The 17,909-nt window shown below is 59.8% G+C and carries 20 protein-coding genes; 9 read left to right on the top strand and 11 right to left on the bottom strand.

Annotation, left to right across the window (positions count from 1 at the left end; translation table 11 throughout):
• Positions 1-35: 35 nt before the first annotated feature.
• Complete coding sequence (tyrS, locus tag Q8O96_RS14785; protein WP_102861892.1) at positions 36-1,235, bottom strand: tyrosine--tRNA ligase; 1,200 nt, start codon at positions 1,233-1,235, stop codon at positions 36-38.
• Between the two features lie 209 nt (positions 1,236-1,444).
• Between tyrS and Q8O96_RS14790 the strand changes: the two genes are divergently transcribed.
• Entirely contained in the window at positions 1,445-2,866 is a 1,422-nt protein-coding gene (locus Q8O96_RS14790) for a peptidoglycan DD-metalloendopeptidase family protein (RefSeq protein WP_305949028.1), read from the top strand.
• 3 nt (positions 2,867-2,869) lie between these two features.
• Complete coding sequence (locus Q8O96_RS14795) at positions 2,870-3,961, top strand: anhydro-N-acetylmuramic acid kinase (protein WP_305949029.1); 1,092 nt, start codon at positions 2,870-2,872, stop codon at positions 3,959-3,961.
• Between the two features lie 71 nt (positions 3,962-4,032).
• On the opposite strand, the gene erpA is transcribed toward Q8O96_RS14795, so the two are convergent.
• Positions 4,033-4,383 (bottom strand): iron-sulfur cluster insertion protein ErpA, encoded by a 351-nt coding sequence (erpA, locus tag Q8O96_RS14800; protein WP_011063789.1) that lies wholly within the window; start codon positions 4,381-4,383, stop codon positions 4,033-4,035.
• 169 nt (positions 4,384-4,552) lie between these two features.
• Complete coding sequence (argC, locus tag Q8O96_RS14805; RefSeq protein WP_102881023.1) at positions 4,553-5,587, bottom strand: N-acetyl-gamma-glutamyl-phosphate reductase; 1,035 nt, start codon at positions 5,585-5,587, stop codon at positions 4,553-4,555.
• Positions 5,588-5,722: 135 nt separating this feature from the next.
• Here argC and hemJ point away from each other — a divergent pair, with 135 nt between their 5' ends.
• From hemJ to coq7, 6 genes are all read left to right on the top strand, one after another.
• Positions 5,723-6,154 (top strand): protoporphyrinogen oxidase HemJ, encoded by a 432-nt coding sequence (hemJ, locus tag Q8O96_RS14810; RefSeq protein ID WP_102881024.1) that lies wholly within the window; start codon positions 5,723-5,725, stop codon positions 6,152-6,154.
• 33 nt (positions 6,155-6,187) lie between these two features.
• Positions 6,188-7,156, top strand: coding sequence for a nitronate monooxygenase family protein (locus tag Q8O96_RS14815; protein WP_102861897.1), 969 nt, complete (start codon positions 6,188-6,190; stop codon positions 7,154-7,156).
• 95 nt (positions 7,157-7,251) lie between these two features.
• Positions 7,252-8,166, top strand: coding sequence for a DUF805 domain-containing protein (locus tag Q8O96_RS14820; RefSeq protein ID WP_115581053.1), 915 nt, complete (start codon positions 7,252-7,254; stop codon positions 8,164-8,166).
• Positions 8,167-8,227: 61 nt separating this feature from the next.
• A complete protein-coding gene (locus Q8O96_RS14825; RefSeq protein WP_305949030.1) occupies positions 8,228-9,016 on the top strand; it encodes an SDR family oxidoreductase in 789 nt (262 codons plus the stop codon).
• 70 nt (positions 9,017-9,086) lie between these two features.
• Positions 9,087-9,425: a histidine triad nucleotide-binding protein gene (locus Q8O96_RS14830; protein WP_011063795.1), complete on the top strand. Its 339-nt coding sequence runs from the start codon at positions 9,087-9,089 to the stop codon at positions 9,423-9,425.
• Positions 9,426-9,552: 127 nt separating this feature from the next.
• Positions 9,553-10,200 carry a 2-polyprenyl-3-methyl-6-methoxy-1,4-benzoquinone monooxygenase gene (coq7, locus tag Q8O96_RS14835; protein ID WP_011063796.1) on the top strand — a complete coding sequence of 216 codons (648 nt, stop codon included), beginning with the start codon at positions 9,553-9,555 and terminating at the stop codon, positions 10,198-10,200.
• A gap of 75 nt (positions 10,201-10,275) precedes the next feature.
• Here coq7 and Q8O96_RS14840 read toward each other — a convergent pair whose 3' ends face one another.
• Positions 10,276-10,698: an OsmC family protein gene (locus Q8O96_RS14840; RefSeq protein ID WP_020295492.1), complete on the bottom strand. Its 423-nt coding sequence runs from the start codon at positions 10,696-10,698 to the stop codon at positions 10,276-10,278.
• Positions 10,699-10,931: 233 nt separating this feature from the next.
• Between Q8O96_RS14840 and crp the strand changes: the two genes are divergently transcribed.
• Entirely contained in the window at positions 10,932-11,576 is a 645-nt protein-coding gene (gene crp / locus Q8O96_RS14845) for a cAMP-activated global transcriptional regulator CRP (protein ID WP_102861900.1), read from the top strand.
• Here the strand turns inward: crp and Q8O96_RS14850 are convergent.
• From Q8O96_RS14850 to rpe, 7 genes are all read right to left on the bottom strand, one after another.
• Positions 11,573-12,274, bottom strand: a complete 702-nt coding sequence (locus tag Q8O96_RS14850) for a lipoate--protein ligase family protein (RefSeq protein ID WP_110594498.1) — start codon at positions 12,272-12,274, stop codon at positions 11,573-11,575. The two genes, crp and Q8O96_RS14850, sit on opposite strands and share 4 nt — an antisense overlap.
• 67 nt (positions 12,275-12,341) lie before the next feature.
• A complete protein-coding gene (trpC, locus tag Q8O96_RS14855) occupies positions 12,342-13,178 on the bottom strand; it encodes an indole-3-glycerol phosphate synthase TrpC (RefSeq protein ID WP_102861902.1) in 837 nt (278 codons plus the stop codon).
• Positions 13,175-14,224, bottom strand: coding sequence for an anthranilate phosphoribosyltransferase (trpD, locus tag Q8O96_RS14860; protein ID WP_102881030.1), 1,050 nt, complete (start codon positions 14,222-14,224; stop codon positions 13,175-13,177). Before trpD ends, trpC begins: the two co-directional genes overlap by 4 nt.
• Positions 14,225-14,233: 9 nt before the next feature.
• Positions 14,234-14,827 carry an aminodeoxychorismate/anthranilate synthase component II gene (locus Q8O96_RS14865; RefSeq protein WP_102881031.1) on the bottom strand — a complete coding sequence of 198 codons (594 nt, stop codon included), beginning with the start codon at positions 14,825-14,827 and terminating at the stop codon, positions 14,234-14,236.
• 12 nt (positions 14,828-14,839) lie between these two features.
• Entirely contained in the window at positions 14,840-16,327 is a 1,488-nt protein-coding gene (gene trpE / locus Q8O96_RS14870; protein ID WP_110653351.1) for an anthranilate synthase component I, read from the bottom strand.
• 71 nt (positions 16,328-16,398) lie between these two features.
• Complete coding sequence (locus tag Q8O96_RS14875; RefSeq protein WP_102861906.1) at positions 16,399-17,217, bottom strand: phosphoglycolate phosphatase; 819 nt, start codon at positions 17,215-17,217, stop codon at positions 16,399-16,401.
• Entirely contained in the window at positions 17,214-17,888 is a 675-nt protein-coding gene (gene rpe, locus Q8O96_RS14880; RefSeq protein ID WP_102861907.1) for a ribulose-phosphate 3-epimerase, read from the bottom strand. Before rpe ends, Q8O96_RS14875 begins: the two co-directional genes overlap by 4 nt.
• Between the last annotated feature and the right edge of the window lie 21 nt (positions 17,889-17,909).

Genomic DNA, 17,909 nt, shown 5'->3' on the forward strand with positions numbered 1-17,909 from the left:
GAGATATAATTCGCCGTCAACACCTATTTTCGATTTTATTCAGATTTAAGCGTAATACGTGCAAATGCCTTCTTGCCGGCCTGACACACGTAGGTCGAACCCACCGCACATATAAAGGAACGATCAACAACCTCCCCCCCTACCCGCACACCACCCGAACCTAGAAGATCCCGTGCCACTGCCGCGTTCTTCACAAGCCCAGCCTTATTAAGGACAGCTGCAATCGGCATATCCTCAGCAGCGACCAACTCAACTTCCGGCAGATCCTCCGGCAGCTCGCCATCCTTCATACGGTTGCCCGCGCCACGATGGGCATTTGCGGCCGCCTCGTCACCATGGAAGCGCGCAACGATCTCCTCTGCCAGCTTGATCTTGATATCACGCGGGTTGGCGCCCGCTTCAACATCAGCCTTGAATGCATTGATCTCATCCATCGAGCGAAAGCTAAGCAGCTCGAAGTAACGCCACATCAGCGCATCAGGAATAGAGACCAGCTTGCCATACATAACCCCTGGAGCTTCCTGAATGCCTACATAGTTACCCAAGGACTTGGACATCTTCTTAACGCCATCCAACCCCTCAAGCAGAGGCATAGTCAAAATGCACTGAGCCTCTTGACCATAACCACGCTGCAGCTCACGACCCATCAACAGATTGAACTTCTGATCGGTACCACCCAACTCGACATCAGCGCGCAGAGCGACCGAGTCATAGCCCTGCACCAGCGGATACAAGAACTCGTGAATGGCAATCGGCTGATTGGTCGAATAGCGCTTGTCGAAGTCATCCCGCTCAAGCATGCGCGCAACGGTGTACTGGGAAGTCAGACGAATGAAGTCCGCCGGCCCCATCTTGTCCATCCAAGTAGAGTTGAATGCGACTTCAGTCTTAGCAGGATCAAGAATCTTGAAAACCTGACTCTTGTAGGTCTCTGCATTATCAAGAACCTGCTCGCGAGTCAGCGGCGGACGAGTAGCGCTTTTGCCACTCGGATCACCGATCATCCCGGTGAAGTCGCCAATCAGGAAGATCACCTGGTGACCAAGATCCTGGAACTGACGCAGCTTATTAATAAGCACGGTGTGGCCGAGATGCAGATCCGGAGCCGTCGGATCGAAGCCAGCTTTAATACGCAGCGGCTCGCCGCGCTTGAGCTTCTCGATCAACTCGGACTCGACCAACAACTCTTCCGCACCACGTTTGATCAGCGCTAGCTGCTCTTCAACCGACTTCATAACAGACCCGCAAGGCTCAGATTCAAAAGGGAACCAACCATACAAGATCACGGACTAATTACAAGTTTTGCCCGGCGTACGGGGGCATTCACGCAGCAGAGCGTCCGCGAGCTTGCGTCACAGATGATTTGGTTATATTTTATACAGTTATTTCATCTTCATCATGTCATTCATCTTTTCCATTTCATCTTTTCAAAGTCAAATTACCTATGACCACCGAACCGTCTAAAGCGCCACCGCTTTATCCGAAGAGCCACCTGCTCGCCGCAAGTGGCATCGCAGCCCTTCTAAGCTTGGCACTACTGGTATTCCCTTCCAGTGATGTAGAAGCCAAAAAAACGACACTAAGCCTTGACCTGGAAAGTCCGGTCGAGCAGCTGACACAAGATCAAGACGCCGCCTCCGTCGAACAAGCCACAAGCGAAAGCGTCGCCTCTCCTTTCGCACAGATCGACAACGCCGCCGAAGCACCCCCGGAGACTGCTGAAGCTGCACCAACAACCGCTGTCACGGAAGAGCAAAAAGCCCCAGGCCATAGAGAAGTGATAGTGGCCAAGGGCGATACCTTGTCCACACTCTTCGAGAAGGTTGGCCTGCCAGCTACATCTGTTCACGAAGTCCTGGCAAGCGACAAGCAAGCAAAGCAGTTTTCCCAGCTAAAACACGGCCAAAAGCTTGAGTTCGAACTGACTCAAGACGGCCAACTGAGCAACCTGCACACTAAAGTCAGTGATCTGGAAACCATCACTCTGACCAAGGGCCCCAAAGGCTTTACCTTCAACCGAGTGATCACTAAACCAGTAGTCCGCTCAGCTTATGTACATGGCGTCATCAATAGTTCGCTTTCACAGTCCGCGGCACGTGCCGGCCTGTCTCATAGCCTGACCATGGATATGGCCAACATTTTCGGCTACGACATCGACTTCGCGCAGGATATTCACCAGGGTGACGAGTTTGACGTCATCTACGAACAGAAAGTAGCCAACGGCAAAGTGGTCGGTACCGGCAATATCCTTTCTGCACGCTTCACCAATCGCGGCAAGACCTACACCGCCGTGCGCTACACCAACAAACAGGGTTCCAGCAGCTACTACACCGCCGACGGCAATAGCATGCGCAAAGCGTTCATCCGTACGCCAGTGGACTTTGCCCGTATCAGCTCGCGCTTCTCCATGGGTCGTAAACACCCGATTCTGAACAAGATCCGCGCTCACAAGGGCGTCGACTACGCCGCCCCACGAGGCACGCCGATCAAGGCTGCCGGTGACGGAAAGGTTCTGCTGGCGGGCCGCCGCGGTGGTTACGGCAACACCGTGATCATTCAGCACGGCAACACCTACAGGACCCTGTATGGCCACATGCAAGGCTTTGCCAAGGGCGTCAAGACCGGCGGCTCCGTGAAACAGGGTCAGGTCATTGGGTATATCGGCACCACAGGCCTGTCTACCGGCCCTCACTTGCACTACGAGTTCCAGGTCAACGGCGTCCACGTAGACCCTCTGGGCCAGAAACTGCCGATGGCTGACCCTATTGCCAAGGCCGAGCGAGCTCGCTTCCTGCAACAGAGCCAGCCTCTTATGGCTCGGATGGACCAGGAAAAGGCCACCATGCTGGCCTCGAGCAAGCGCTGAGCCATGGCGCTCTACATAGGAGTAATGTCCGGAACCAGCCTCGACGGCCTGGACATTGCCCTGATCGAGCAGAGCCCGGCGATCAGATTGATCGCTACCCACTACATCCCCATGCCAGAGACCCTGCGCGCCGAACTCCTGAGTTTGTGCGCCAGCGGCCCTGACGAGATCGCCCGTTCCGCCATGGCCCAGCAACACTGGGTCAAGCTGGCTGCCCTGGGCATCCACAGCCTTCTGCAGCAACAACAACTCCAGCCTCAAGACATTCGCGCGATAGGCAGCCACGGGCAGACCGTGCGCCATGAGCCAAGCCGCGGATTTACCGTGCAGATCGGCAACCCAGCATTGCTCACAGAACTCACCGGTATCACCGTTATCAGCGACTTCCGCAGTCGCGACGTGGCTGCCGGCGGCCAAGGCGCCCCTCTGGTCCCCGCCTTCCACGAAGCCCTGTTCGAGCAGCGCTCCGGAAAGCGCGCCGTTCTGAACGTCGGCGGCTTCAGCAACCTGAGCCTGATCGAAACCGCCAAACCGGTCGCCGGCTTTGATTGCGGCCCCGGCAACGTGCTGCTCGATGCATGGATACAGACTCAACGGGCTGAAACCTTCGACCGCAACGGCCAATGGGCGGCCAGCGGCCAGCTTGACCAGGCTCTTCTGAAGACCCTGCTCAGCGATCCCTTCTTCGCCACTCAAGGACCCAAGAGCACGGGGCGCGAGGTATTCAACCTCCAGTGGCTGAATCAGCATCTGGCCCAGCATCCCGCCATCCCCGCAGAAAATGTACAGGCCACCCTGCTGGAACTGACGGCACTGACCATCGTCGACTCGTTGCAGACTGCACAAGTCGGCACCCAGGAGCTTTTGGTTTGTGGCGGCGGCGCCCATAACGGCACATTGATGCGGCGCCTCAGCGCGCTACTACCCGGGACACAGGTCAACAGTACCGCCATTTATGGCGTGGACCCCGACTGGGTAGAAGCCATGGCCTTCGCCTGGCTGGCCCATTGCTGCCTGGAAGGCATCGCCGCCAACCGGCCCAGCGTCACAGGCGCCCGCGGCCTGCGTGTACTGGGCGCTATCTACCCGGCTTGAACGCCAGATAGCAAAACGCCGCAGAGTCGTTAGACACTGCGGCGTTTTGCTATCTGGCTTTTGCCGACTGATCAGATCGAGAACGAGGACCCGCAACCACAAGTAGTGGTGGCATTGGGGTTCTTGATCACGAACCGCGAACCTTCCAGACCTTCCTGGTAGTCCACTTCAGCACCGGCCAGGTATTGGAAACTCATCGGGTCGACCACCAGGCTTACGCCTTCGCGCTCGACGATGGTGTCGTCCTCGGCCACTTCCTCATCGAAAGTGAAACCGTACTGGAACCCCGAACAACCGCCGCCCGTAACGAATACGCGCAGCTTCAAGCGATCATTACCCTCTTCGTCGACCAGGGTCTTCACCTTGTGCGCTGCACCTTGAGTGAATTGCAAAGCCGTGGGGGTGAAGGATTCAACGCTCATGCTGACTATCTCCCGGCGTTAAGCCGCCATACTGCGTAATGACGCGCATTATCCGCTTCTCCCAGAAAAGCGGTCAACTATTGTTACGGTATATCAATAGTCATCCAGTTGCCCGCAGAACGCAGAAAGGCCCGTCAGACGGGCCTTTCTGTTCACCTCTAAACCGACCTTAAGGCAGCATGCCAGCGTGGGACAGCCCCAGGCGCTCGTCCAAGCCGAACAGAATATTGAGGTTTTGCACCGCCTGGCCGGAAGCCCCCTTGACCAGATTGTCGATGACCGACAGCACCACCACCAGATCACCATCCTGTGGCCGGTGCACGGCAATCCGACATACGTTGGCACCACGCACACTGCGAGTCTCAGGATGACTGCCCGCCGGCATCACATCAACGAAAGGCTCGTTGGCATAACGCTTCTCAAACAGCGCTTGCAGATCAACCGAGCGGTCCACCACGGTCGCGTAGAGCGTCGAGTGAATGCCGCGAATCATTGGCGTCAGATGCGGCACAAAGGTCAGGCCGACGTCCTTGCCTGCCGCCCGACGCAGCCCCTGGCGTATTTCCGGCAAGTGACGATGCCCTTTGACTGCATAGGCCTTCATGCTCTCGGAGGTTTCCGAGTACAGCGAACCAACGCTGGCACCACGGCCTGCTCCACTGACACCGGACTTGCAGTCAGCGATCAACTGCGTAGTGTCGGCAAGACCGGCCTCCAGCAATGGCAGGAAGCCCAGCTGGGTGGCCGTTGGATAGCACCCGGGAACGGCAATCAGACGAGCCTTCTTTATTTGCTCACGGTTGACTTCCGGTAGTCCGTAGACCGCCTCATCCAGCAGCTCAGGTGCGCCGTGGGGCTGACCGTACCATTTGGCCCACTCATCGGCATCCTGCAGACGGAAGTCCGCCGACAAATCGATGACCTTGGTCCCAGCCGCCAGCAACTCGCCGGCCAGTGCATGGGCTACACCGTGGGGCGTTGCGAAGAACACCACATCACAGGCACCCAGCGTCTTGATATCCGGCACACTGAAAGCCAGGCCGTCATAGTGACCGCGCAGGTTCGGGTACATGTCGGCTACGGCCAGGCCCGCCTCGGATCGCGAAGTGATGACTTCCACTCGCGCCTGCGGATGCTGTGCCAACAGACGCAGCAGTTCGACACCGGTGTAACCCGTGCCGCCGACAATACCGACCTTGACCATAAACCTGCCCTCAACGAACCCACTGGAAAGCTGCCGATAATAGGGGTGGCGCGCCCCTGCGACAACCGTCAAGGTGACGTGCGGCCGCTCTACCCTCTACTATCTTCGCCACCGTGAACCTGGGAATAACTAAAAATGCTCTATCTATGGCTCAAAGCCTTTCACATCGTCAGTGTGGTCTGCTGGTTTGCCGGCCTTTTCTACCTGCCGCGCCTGTTCGTCTATCACGCTCAAAGCGAAGACAGCGTCAGCCGTGAGCGCTTCTGCCTCATGGAGCGCAAGCTGTATCGCTTCATCATGGGGCCGGCAATGATCGCCGCGCTGATCTTTGGCATCTGGTTGATCAGCCTCAATCCCAGCGCCTACTTCGGCCAGGGTGGCTGGATGCACGCCAAACTGACCCTGGTGGTGATCCTGATCGGGTACCACCACATGTGCGGCGCTCAAGTGAAACGTTTTGCCCGTGGCGAAAACACCCGCAGCCATGTCTTTTATCGCTGGTTCAATGAAGTACCGGTCCTGATATTGCTGGCTATTGTAATTTTGGTCGTTGTACGGCCGTTCTAACTCTTACTAGTCGCTTCCACTGGGGGTACTCCAATGTCACTGCCCGCTCTGCTCGAACAACGCCTGCGCCTGCCTCTGGTGGCGGCGCCAATGTTCCTGATCTCCAACCCTGAACTGGTTCTGGCCTGCTGTCGCAATGGCGTGGTAGGCAGCTTCCCTGCCCTCAACCAGCGTGAAAGCAGTGGCTTCAAGGCCTGGCTAGAGGAGATCGAAGCAGGGTTGGCCAAATTGGAGAACCCTGCCCCCTACGCAGTGAACCTGATCGTGCACAACAGCAACCCGCGTCTACAGGCGGATTTACAGATCTGCATCGAACACCAGGTGCCGATCGTCATCACCAGCCTGGGCGCGGTCAAGGAAGTGGTAGACGCCGTACACAGCTATGGCGGGCTGGTATTCCATGACGTGACCACCCGCCGGCATGCGGAGAAAGCTGCAGAGGCCGGAGTCGACGGACTGATCGCTGTAGCGGCAGGGGCTGGCGGACATGCCGGAACCTGGAGCCCGTTCTCCCTTATTGCCGAGATTCGCCAGTTCTTCGACAAGACCCTGTTGCTGGCCGGCTGCCTGAACCGCGGTCACGAGATTCTCGCCGCACAGCTGCTTGGCGCCGACCTGGCCTATCTGGGCACCCGTTTTATCGGCACCACCGAAAGCCATGCACCGGACGCCTATAAAGAGATGCTGCTCAACTCTCGCGCTGCGGATATCGTGCACACTGCCGCCGTCTCCGGGGTCCCTGCCAGCTTCATGCGCCAGAGCCTGGAAAACGCTGGTTTCGACCTGGCAGCCCTGCAAGGTAAAGGCGAAGTCAATTTCGGCTCCAAGCTCAAACCCATCAGCGACGAAGCCAAGGCCTGGAAAACCGTGTGGTCTGCCGGCCAGGGCGTCGGTGAGATCAACGACCTGCCCAGCGTCGATCAACTGATTGCCCGCCTGGACAGCGAATATCAGGCCGCTCAGGAACGCTCGGCGCAACTCATTAAACGCTGGCCACGCTAACCAGTTCTCATTGTTTTTTGGCCAGCCGGGGGGCACTGGCCTTAAACTGTCGGCCTTTTATGTAAGCCTTCTTTTCAAGCGACAGGGATGCCCCCATGAGCGAGACCCGCTACAAGATTGTTTTCGACGGCACATTGCTGCCCGGCGTGGAAAAATCCACCGCCCAACTGAACCTGGCCGAACTGTTCAAAAGTGACGTCGCTGCCGTGGAACGCCTGTTCAGTGGCCAACAGGTGGAACTCAAGCGCGACCTGACTCAGGCCGATGCCCAGCGCTACCTGGAAGCGTTGAAGAACACCGGGATCGATGCCCGCATCGAATCCGAGCCCTCGTTGCAGTTGAACCTCGATGCAGTAACCCCCACGCCCACGGCCGCCAGCATCAGCGCGTCGCCCTATGCGCCCCCGCAAGCGGCGGTGGGCGATGCCCTCCCCCAATACGCCACACTCAATGTCTTCAGTTTCGAAGGCCGCATCGGTCGCCTGCGCTATCTGGCCTGGACCCTGGTCCTGACGGTGGCCATGCTGGCAGTGATCGGTGTGGGTGCCTTCTTCGGCATCCTGTCCGCCGCAATGTTCAACTCCACACTGCTCACTGTCCTTGGAATTACTGGTGGGGCAGTGGTCTTCATCGGCTTCATCGTCGTCAGCATCCAGATCAGCGTGCAGCGCCTGCACGACCTCGGTTGGTCGGGCTGGCTGTGGCTGCTGAACTTCGTCCCTATCGTCGGCAGCGTGTTCCCGCTGGTGCTGATGGTCAGCCCGGGCAGCAACGTGGCCAACCGCTACGGCGCGCCACCTCCACCCAACACCACCGCCGTCAAGGTCCTGTCCTGGATGTGGGTAGTCTTGATCGCCGTCCTGATCGTGGGTGTGGTGGCCGGCGGCCTGAGCTCCCTGGAAGACAGCTACAGCGAAACCAGCTACAGCGAAACCATCGATTCCAGCAGCGCCGATGAAGATGCTGAACCAGCGGACATCGCCGCCCCTGTAGAATCCGAGCAAGAATAAACGCGCCCCAGCCTGCGACCCTTCCTGTCGCAGGCCGCTGGCCGTTGCGATGGAGAAATGCATGACCCGTTACGCTCTGATCACTGGTGCTTCCAGCGGCATAGGCCTGGCCCTTGCCGAAGGACTGGCCCGGCGTGGCCGCAACCTGATTCTCGTGGCCCGCCAGCGTGATCAGCTGGAATGCATCGCCCTGGAGCTGACCCAACGCTTCGGCGTCGAAGTATTGTTCCGGGCCTGCGATCTGGGAGAGCCTCTGCGACTGTCCGGCTTCCTGCTGGAACTGGAGGAAGGCGACCGCCAGATCGATCTGCTGGTCAACTGCGCCGGGATCGGTACCAGCGGCCCTTTCCTGGCCCAGGACTGGATGACCGAACAAGACCTGATCGAGGTCAACATCCTCGCGCTGACCCGCCTTTGCCACGCCTTGGGCAACAGCATGGCCCTGCTGGGTGGAGGACAGATACTCAACGTCGCCTCGGTAGCGGCCTTCTATCCCGGCCCCTGGATGAGTACCTACTACGCCAGCAAGGCCTATGTTCTGCACTTTTCCGAAGGGCTGCGCGAAGAGCTGAAAAAATGCGCGGTCAAGGTCTCGGTGCTGTGCCCTGGCCCCACCCGCACCGCATTCTTCCGCACCGCCCAGATGGACACCCAGAAACTCAAGGACAGCAAGTTGCTCATGAGCCCCGAAGAAGTCGCGTTGTACGCAGTCCGGGCCCTGGAAAAGAACCGTGCCATCATCATCCCCGGCCGCTTGAACCGCTGGATGGCCTTCAGCAGCCGCCTGGGCTCTCGCTGGCTGACCCGCAAGATCGTCGGTTACTTCAATCGGGCCTATTGCCCACGTTAGATGTTCGGACTGGGCGCACATTGTGAGCCTGAGTACACTCACCCCGGACCAACCCAATGGAGAAACAGCTGTGGATACTCTGTTCACCAAGATCATCAACAGAGAAATACCCGCGAAGATCATCTACGAGGACGACCAGGTTCTGGCCTTCCACGATATTGCTCCGCAAGCACCGGTGCACTTCCTGGTCATACCGAAGAAGCCCATTCGCACCCTCAACGACCTCACCGAGGACGACAAAACCCTGGCCGGACACATCCTGTTCACCGCCCAGCGCCTGGCCAAGGAACAAGGTTGCGAGGACGGCTTCCGGGTGGTGATGAACTGCAATGAGCTGGGCGGTCAGACCGTCTACCACATTCATATGCACGTACTGGGTCAGCGTCAGATGAACTGGCCTCCGGGCTGATTGCCCTGCTAACACTCATGTGCCGCGCCCTCTCGCCCACTCCCAGGCGAGGGTGCGCTGATCCAGCGCAGTTTTCACCTTGTCGATTGGAGTAAACTGGCCGCCGTGATTCTTCCCGGAGATAAGCATGACTACCCAACGTCACTACTCGCCGATTGACCGTCTGCTGCTGCAAGCCGACATGGCAATGCGTACGCTGCTGCCTTTCAGCGGCCAACCTTATCGCCCGTCACCGGCCATAGTTCAGCCGGAAGCGCAGATGAGTGACGAGGATACCCGGCACGTCGCCGGCCTGATGCGTATCAATCACACCGGGGAAGTCTGCGCCCAGGCGCTCTACCAGGGCCAGGCCCTGACCGCCAAACTGCCCCAGGTACGCCAGGCCATGGAGCATGCCGCCGAAGAGGAAATCGACCACCTGGCCTGGTGCGAACAGCGCATCCGCCAACTGGGCAGCCACCCGAGCGTTCTCAACCCGTTGTTCTACGGCCTGTCATTCGGCATCGGCGCCGCCGCCGGCCTGATCAGCGACAAAGTCAGCCTGGGGTTCGTCGCCGCCACCGAAGACCAGGTCTGCAAGCACCTGAACGAACACCTGGAACAACTACCGGCAGAAGACGAAAAGTCCCGGGCCATCCTGGAGCAGATGCGCATCGACGAAGAGCACCACGCAGAAACCGCTCTCGAAGCGGGCGGCTTCCGCTTCCCGGCACCGGTGAAGTTCGGCATGAGCCTGTTGGCCAAGGTCATGACCAAGAGCACCTATCGGATCTGATCCCGGCCAGTACCGAACACAAAAAAGGGCGCTCTTGAGGCGCCCTTTTCCTTTGCCGACGAACTGCGTCCCGGCTCAACCCAACTCGACGATTTCGTAATCGTGGGTAATGGCCACGCCAGCAGCCCCGAGCATGATCGAAGCCGAGCAATACTTCTCGGCGGACAGTTCGATGGCCCGCTTGACCTGAGCCTCCTTCAGCCCACGCCCCTTGACCACGAAATGCATGTGAATCTTGGTGAAGACCTTCGGGTCCTCGGTTGCACGCTCGGCTTCAAGAAAGGCCTCACAGCTTTCAACCGCCTGGCGCGACTTCTTCAGGATGCTGACCACGTCGAAATTGCTGCAACCACCCACACCGAGCAGGAGCATCTCCATGGGGCGAACACCCAGGTTGCGTCCACCGGCTTCTGGCGGACCGTCCATCACCACAACGTGGCCACTGCCCGACTCACCGAGGAACATGGCTTCGCCAGCCCATTGGATGCGTGCCTTCATCGCCAAGACTCCACTGTAAAAAAAGGGTCGCCAGCTTAGCACAGGGTTTTGCCCGGGCTGCGCTTTGCATGTTCACAGCAGATTACCGATCTTCACTAAGAAAAATCTTAAATCCGTCAAGGATGTGTCTGTTAAGCTGACGCCAAATGACTGGCGCTTAGCCAGCGTTCAACGTCCTCGTTTTACGCCCATAAAAATCACCTCATACCGTGCAGTCTTCTCGGGATACAACCATGGTTGCTATTGCCCCCACCCCCAGGATCAAAAATCTCGACAAGTTGCTGATGCACTGTCAACGCCGCCGGTATCAGGCCAAGAGCAACATCATCTGCGCCGGTGATGTGTCCGACAGCCTGTATTTCATCATCAAGGGCTCGGTGACCATCCTCATCGAGGACGACGATGGCCGGGAGATGATCATCGCCTACCTCAACGCCGGGGATTTCTTCGGTGAACTGGGGCTTTTCGAAGAGGCCGGGCACGAACAGCAGCGCAGCGCCTGGGTACGGGCCAAAGTGGAATGCGAAGTTGCCGAGATCAGCTACATCAAGTTTCGCGAGTTGTCGCAGAACGACCCGGACATTCTCTACGTCCTCAGCGGGCAGATTGCCCAGCGCCTGCGCAATACCACGCGCAAGGTCGGCGACCTGGCGTTCTTCGACGTGACCGGACGGGTTGCCCGCTGCCTGCTGGAGCTGTGCAAGCAACCGGATGCCATGACCCACCCTGACGGCATGCAGATCAAGATCACCCGTCAGGAGATCGGCCGGATAGTCGGCTGCTCCCGAGAAATGGTCGGCCGCGTCCTCAAGGATCTTGAGGAACGCAACCTGGTTCACGTCAAAGGCAAGACCATGGTGGTGTTCGGCACCCGCTAACCCGGCAGAAAGCTCTTGAGCATCTGCCGGTACAGGCTGTCCAGCCGGGCCACGGCATTCTCTGCGGTAAATGCCTCATGCAGGGCGATGTGGCTTTCAGCCCGGCAACGCTGCTCCAGGCCGCAAGCCTGATTGAAGGTATTGACCGCCCCCACCATGGAGTCGCGCTCGTTATCCAACAGCAGGGCACCGTGTACCAGCCCCACCGGGCGCTGTCCGCCTTTGCTCTGACGCCAGCGCTGGGCTGTACCGACCATCTTGCGCCCCTCCAGATTGACGTTGAAACGTCCATCGCAAAAGGCGCCGTCCACCTCCCCCAACGACGGATTGCCTCCCAGCTCACTGAGCAGATCGCAAATCGGCTGGCACAGACGCCGATAGGCCGTTTCGATCCGCCCCTGATCCCCCTCGCTGCGCGGTGGCGCATAAACCAGCGCAATATTCACCGTGGCTGCCGATTGCGGCACCGGCTCACCGCCGGTTTCCCGCAGCAGCACCGGCCAGCCGTTGGCCGCCGACGCCTGGCAGGCCTGCTCGAACCCCGGCAGGCGACTCAAGCGCCGAGGCATCACCAGCGCCCGATCGCTGGGCTGCCAGAACAGCAGCCCAAACTCCTGCTCGCCAGCACACACCAGCGCCAGCAGATCCTGCTCGGCCTGCAGGCCAGCTTCGACAGTCAAGGCAAGGGGTTGGGTCATGACAGTGGAAATCCTTTGCAATAGATACGAAAAAGCCGGCATCGCCGGCTTATTCATTGTTTCAGGTTCAGTCCAGGGTCGAACCGCTGACCGGCACGCCGCGCTCAGGGAAGAACAAGCGTTGCAACTCGCTGCCCGGGCTCTCGGCGCGCATGAATGCCTCGCCCACCAGGAACGAATAGACATCACTGATTTCCATCAGCTCGACATCGGCACGGTTGAGAATGCCGCTCTCGGTAATCACCAGGCGATCGCGAGGAATCCGCGGCAGCAGGTCGAGAGTGGTTTCCAGGTCGACTTCGAAGGTATGCAGATTGCGGTTGTTGATCCCGACCAACGGTGTGTCGAGGGTCTTCAGCGCCCGCTCCAACTCGTCGCCGTCGTGCACTTCCACCAGCACATCCAGACCGACGCCCTTGGCCACCGTGGCCAACTCGGCCATCCGCTGGTCGTCCAGCGCAGCGACAATCAGCAGCACACAGTCGGCACCGAGGGCACGGGCTTCGACGATCTGGTAGGGATCGATCATGAAATCCTTGCGGATCACCGGCAGTTTGCAGGCCGCGCGGGCCTGCTGCAGGTAGGCATCGGCCCCCTGGAAGTAATCGACGTCAGTCAACACCGACAGGCAAGTGGCACCGCCCTTCTCGTAGCTCTTGGCGATCTCTGCCGGCACGAAATTCTCGCGGATCACGCCTTTGCTCGGCGAAGCTTTCTTGATCTCGGCAATCACCGCCGGCTGCTTGAGCTTGACCTGCTCCTGCAGCGCCCTGGCGAAACCCCGCGGCGCATCGGCTGCCCGCGCCAGGCTCTCCAGCTCGGCCAGACTGACGCGAGCGCTGCGCTCGGCAACTTCCTCAACCTTGCGGGCGAGGATTTTTTCCAGAACTGTCGGCACACTCATCCTTCATTCTCCTGCTTGAACACCGCGGTAAAGGCGCCCAGCTCCTCGAGCTTTTCCCGGGCCAAGCCGGTGTGCAAGGCATCGTGCGCCAGGGCCACGCCCTCTCTCAAGCTGCTGGCATGATCCGCGGCATACAGCGCCGCACCGGCATTGAGCACAATCATCTCGGCGGCCTTCTGGCCGTGCTCGGTCTTGCGTCGTCCCAGGGCATCGCGGATCAGCTCAAGGGACGCCGCCGGGCTCTCCACCACCAAGCCAAACAGACTCTGGCTCTTCATGCCCAAGTCCTCGGGCTGTACCCAGTACTCGGTGATCTGGTCATTCTTCAGCTCGGCAACATAGGTCGGCGCCGCCAGGCTGAACTCGTCCAGGCCATCCTGGGAATGCACCACCAGCACATGTTTGCTGCCCAGACGTTGCAAAACCTCGGCCAATGGCCGGCACAAGGCCTGAGTGAATACTCCCACCACCTGATGTTTCACGCCGGCCGGATTCGTAAGCGGGCCAAGCATGTTGAACAGGGTGCGCAGGCCGAGGTCTCGGCGCGGGCCGGCGGCATACTTCATGGCGCCGTGATGAGACTGGGCAAACATGAAGCCGATGCCGACGTTGTCGATGCAGCGCGCGACCTGGACTGGCGTCAGGTTCAGGTAGATCCCGGCCGCCTCCAACAGATCGGCGCTGCCGCTCTTGCCGGATACCGCACGGTTACCATGCTTGGCGACGGTGCAGCCGGCGGCGGCAACAACAAAGGAAGACGCTGTGGAAACGTTGAAAATGTTCGCACCGTCACCGCCGGTGCCGACTACATCCACCACACCGTCGAGGGTTTTCAGTTCGACCGTGTCAGCCAGTTCACGCATCACCGATACCGCGCCGACGATCTCGTCGATGCTTTCGCTTTTCATGCGCATGGCCATCATGAAGGCGCCAATCTGCGCATCGGTGCATTGGCCAGTCATGATCTCGCGCATGACATCGCGCATCTCATCGGTGCTCAGGTCCAGATGGCCGACAATACGGCTCAGGGCAGTCTTGATATCCATGAAAAGTCCTTAGCGCGTGCCGCCGCTCTGTTTGAGGAAGTTGGCGAACAGCTCGTGGCCCTGCTCGGTGAGGATAGACTCGGGGTGAAATTGCACCCCTTCGATATTCAGCGTCTTGTGGCGCAGCCCCATGATTTCGTCGACGGAGCCGTCTTCCAACTGGGTCCAAGCCGTGACTTCGAGGCACTCGGGCAGGCTCTCATGCTTGACCACCAGCGAGTGGTAACGGGTCACGGTCAGCGGCATGTTCAAACCGTTGAACACCCCCAGGTCACGGTGAAACACCGGGCTGGTCTTGCCGTGCATCACTTGCCGGGCTCGCACCACTTGGCCGCCAAAAGCCTGGCCGATGGACTGGTGGCCCAGGCACACGCCCAGAATCGGCAGCTTGCCGGCGAAATGCTTGATCGCCTCGATGGAGACACCGGCCTCGGTCGGCGTGCAAGGGCCAGGCGAGACCACGATACGCTCGGGCTTGAGGGCTTCGATTTCAGCCACGGTCAGCTCGTCATTGCGTACCACTTTCACTTCGGCACCCAACTCGCCCAGATACTGGACGACGTTGTAGGTGAAGGAGTCGTAGTTATCGATCATCAGCAACATTATGGAAACTCCTCAAACCTTGGATGCGGGGGTTTGTTCTGCCAGCGCCACGGCACGGAACATTGCGCGACGCTTGTTCAGCGTCTCTTCCCACTCCAGGGTCGGCACTGAGTCGGCGACAATCCCGCCACCGGCCTGTACATGCAGCTCACCGTTCTTGATCACCGCCGTGCGAATGGCAATGGCGGTATCCATGTTGCCGTTCCAGGCGAAGTAACCCACAGCGCCGCCGTAGACCCCACGCTTGACCGGCTCCAGCTCGTCGATGATTTCCATGGCGCGAATCTTCGGCGCCCCGGACAACGTCCCCGCCGGCAGGATCGCCCGCAGGGCGTCCATCGCCGTCAGCCCGGCTTTCAGTTGACCGGTGACGTTGGAGACGATGTGCATCACATTGGAATAACGCTCGATCACCATCTTCTCGGTGAGCTTCACCGAGCCAATTTCGGATACGCGACCGGTGTCGTTGCGCCCCAGATCGATCAGCATCAGGTGCTCGGCGATTTCCTTGGCATCCGACAGCAGGTCCTGTTCCAGGGCCAGGTCGGCTTCCTCGGTAGCGCCCCGCGGACGGGTGCCGGCAATCGGCCGCACGGTAATCAGGTTGTCCTCGACCCGCACCAGCACTTCCGGCGAACTGCCCACTACATGAAAGTCGCCGAAGTTGAAGAAGTACATATAGGGCGTCGGGTTGAAGCAGCGCAGCGCCCGGTACAGATCGATGGGCGCAGCCTTGAAGTCAATCGACATGCGCTGGGACGGCACCACCTGCATGCAGTCACCGGCCAGGATGTACTCCTTGATGGTGTCCACGGCTCGCTCGTAGTCCGCCTGGGTGAAGCTGGAGCGGAATACCGGATCGGCCGCCTGCTGCTTGCTGAAATCCAGCCCGGGACGCGGCGTGATCGGCTGGCGCAGTTGCGCAAGCAACTCCTGCAAGCGCGCTTGCCCGGCCTCGAAGGCGTTGTCCTGGCTGGGGTCGGCCAGCACGATGGCGTGCATCTTGCCCGCCAGGTTGTCGAACACCACCACCGCATCGGAGACCATCAGCAGGATATCCGGCACGCCGATCGGGTCTGGATTCGGGCACTGGCCCAGGCGCGGCTCGACATAACGCACGCAGTCATAACCGAAATACCCCACCAGGCCACCGTTGAAGCGCGGCAGGCCGGCGATGGTCGGCACGTTGTAACGGGCTTTGAATTCCTCGACGAAAGCCAGCGGATCAGCCACTTCATGGCTCTCGATCTCGACACCGTCATGGCTCACGCTGACCTGGTGCCCATGCACGCGCAATACGGTGCGGCACGGCAAGCCGATGATCGAATAGCGCCCCCACTTTTCACCGCCCTGCACCGACTCCAGCAAGTAGGAGTTGGGCTGATCGGCCAGTTTCAGGTAGATCGACAGCGGCGTGTCGAAGTCGGCAAGGGTTTCGCAGGCCAGCGGGATACGGTTGTAACCGGCTGCGGCCAAACGCAGGAATTCTTCGCGAATCATGGGGTGCCTCGTGGCTTGAGGGTCTAACAGTCAGGTATGCAAACGTGCCGGCAGGGCCGGCCAGACAAAAATCAGGCGCGCCAACGCCAACGGGCCAAGGCCTTGATGACTTTCATCCAGAGTTTGCGAGTGACCACCACGATGGAATTTCCAGAAGGGGATGGAACAGCGTCGGGCAACGTTATCTCAGCGGCTGGTTCTAAGCAACCGGGGATCAGCGCCCGCAAGTTGTCGATCACCAGCGCCGGCGACTCCTCGGCAATCGGCCGGCCGTGGTTATAGCCGTAGCTCAGCGCCACGCACTTGACCCCCGCCGCCTTGGCCGCCAGCACATCGCTGCGCGAGTCGCCGACGAACAGCGACTGCGACGCCGGTACACTGGCCATCTTCATCACGAAGAACAGTGCCGCCGGGTCGGGTTTTTTTTGCGGCAGGGTGTCGCCGCCGATGATCCAGCGGAAATACCGGCCGATCTTCATCTGATCCAGCAATGGCGCGACGAAACGCTCGGGCTTGTTGGTGATCAGGGCCATTTCCACGCCCTGCTTGTGCAGCCACTTGAGGGTTTCGCGCACACCGGGATAGACCACAGTCAGCTCGTGGCTGTCCTCGTACGCGCTGTTGAACAACTCAAGAGCGTGCTCCGCCTCGACATCGTCGACACCCTGGGCATCCAGGCTGTTGGCCAGGGCCCGGCGCACCAGCATCGGCGCACCGTTGCCGACCCACTCGCGCACCGCCTCGATACCCGCGGGCTTGCGCCCCAGCTTGAGCAGCATTTGATCCACGGCGGCCGCGAGGTCCGGCACCGAATCGACCAGGGTGCCATCCAGGTCGAACATCACCAGTCGCGGCAAACGCCCCGAGAACAGCTGCTCAAATGCGCTCATGGCCGAGCCAGCGCCAGTTCGGCGCGCATCTTCTCAATGACTTCCTGATAGTTCGGCGCATTGAAGATGGCCGAACCGGCAACAAAGGTGTCAGCGCCTGCGGCGGCGATCTCACGGATGTTGCCGACGTTCACCCCACCGTCGATCTCCAGGCGGATATCGCGACCGGAAGCGTCGATCAGGGCCCGTGCCTCGCGCAGCTTGTCGAGGGTCCCAGGAATGAACTTCTGCCCGCCAAAGCCCGGGTTGACGCTCATCAGCAGGACCATGTCGACCTTGTCCATCACATACTTGAGCACGTCCAGCGGGGTCGCCGGATTGAACACCAGGCCGGCCTTGCAGCCGCCCTCGCGGATCATTTGCAGGGAACGGTCCACATGCAGCGTGGCTTCGGGGTGAAAGGTGATGTAGGTCGCGCCTGCCTCGATGAAGTCACCGATGATGCGATCCACCGGGGTCACCATCAGGTGCGCATCGATCGGCGCGGTGATCCCATACTTGCGCAGTGCAGAACAGACCATCGGGCCGATGGTCAGGTTCGGCACATAGTGGTTGTCCATGACATCGAAGTGGACGATGTCGGCACCAGCGGCCAGGACATTGTCCACTTCCTCACCCAGACGGGCGAAGTCGGCAGAGAGAATCGACGGAGCAATAGCGAAGGGCTGCATGACGCACCTTTTTTGAGCAGA

The sequence above is a fragment of the Pseudomonas sp. LPH60 genome (assembly GCF_030718165.1).
In the GTDB taxonomy this organism is placed as follows: Bacteria; Pseudomonadota; Gammaproteobacteria; order Pseudomonadales; family Pseudomonadaceae; genus Aquipseudomonas; species Aquipseudomonas danubii.

Bases quoted from the DNA above. Each gene is read 5' to 3' on its own strand.
- tyrS (WP_102861892.1), bottom strand. From the start codon at position 1,235: ATGAAGTCGGTTGAAGAGCAGCTAGCGCTGATCAAACGTGGTGCGGAA.
- Q8O96_RS14790 (WP_305949028.1), top strand. From the start codon at position 1,445: ATGACCACCGAACCGTCTAAAGCGCCACCGCTTTATCCGAAGAGCCAC.
- Q8O96_RS14795 (WP_305949029.1), top strand. From the start codon at position 2,870: ATGGCGCTCTACATAGGAGTAATGTCCGGAACCAGCCTCGACGGCCTG.
- erpA (WP_011063789.1), bottom strand. From the start codon at position 4,383: ATGAGCGTTGAATCCTTCACCCCCACGGCTTTGCAATTCACTCAAGGT.
- argC (WP_102881023.1), bottom strand. From the start codon at position 5,587: ATGGTCAAGGTCGGTATTGTCGGCGGCACGGGTTACACCGGTGTCGAA.
- hemJ (WP_102881024.1), top strand. From the start codon at position 5,723: ATGCTCTATCTATGGCTCAAAGCCTTTCACATCGTCAGTGTGGTCTGC.
- Q8O96_RS14815 (WP_102861897.1), top strand. From the start codon at position 6,188: ATGTCACTGCCCGCTCTGCTCGAACAACGCCTGCGCCTGCCTCTGGTG.
- Q8O96_RS14820 (WP_115581053.1), top strand. From the start codon at position 7,252: ATGAGCGAGACCCGCTACAAGATTGTTTTCGACGGCACATTGCTGCCC.
- Q8O96_RS14825 (WP_305949030.1), top strand. From the start codon at position 8,228: ATGACCCGTTACGCTCTGATCACTGGTGCTTCCAGCGGCATAGGCCTG.
- coq7 (WP_011063796.1), top strand. From the start codon at position 9,553: ATGACTACCCAACGTCACTACTCGCCGATTGACCGTCTGCTGCTGCAA.
- Q8O96_RS14840 (WP_020295492.1), bottom strand. From the start codon at position 10,698: ATGAAGGCACGCATCCAATGGGCTGGCGAAGCCATGTTCCTCGGTGAG.
- crp (WP_102861900.1), top strand. From the start codon at position 10,932: ATGGTTGCTATTGCCCCCACCCCCAGGATCAAAAATCTCGACAAGTTG.
- Q8O96_RS14850 (WP_110594498.1), bottom strand. From the start codon at position 12,274: ATGACCCAACCCCTTGCCTTGACTGTCGAAGCTGGCCTGCAGGCCGAG.
- trpC (WP_102861902.1), bottom strand. From the start codon at position 13,178: ATGAGTGTGCCGACAGTTCTGGAAAAAATCCTCGCCCGCAAGGTTGAG.
- trpD (WP_102881030.1), bottom strand. From the start codon at position 14,224: ATGGATATCAAGACTGCCCTGAGCCGTATTGTCGGCCATCTGGACCTG.
- Q8O96_RS14865 (WP_102881031.1), bottom strand. From the start codon at position 14,827: ATGTTGCTGATGATCGATAACTACGACTCCTTCACCTACAACGTCGTC.
- trpE (WP_110653351.1), bottom strand. From the start codon at position 16,327: ATGATTCGCGAAGAATTCCTGCGTTTGGCCGCAGCCGGTTACAACCGT.
- Q8O96_RS14875 (WP_102861906.1), bottom strand. From the start codon at position 17,217: ATGAGCGCATTTGAGCAGCTGTTCTCGGGGCGTTTGCCGCGACTGGTG.
- rpe (WP_102861907.1), bottom strand. From the start codon at position 17,888: ATGCAGCCCTTCGCTATTGCTCCGTCGATTCTCTCTGCCGACTTCGCC.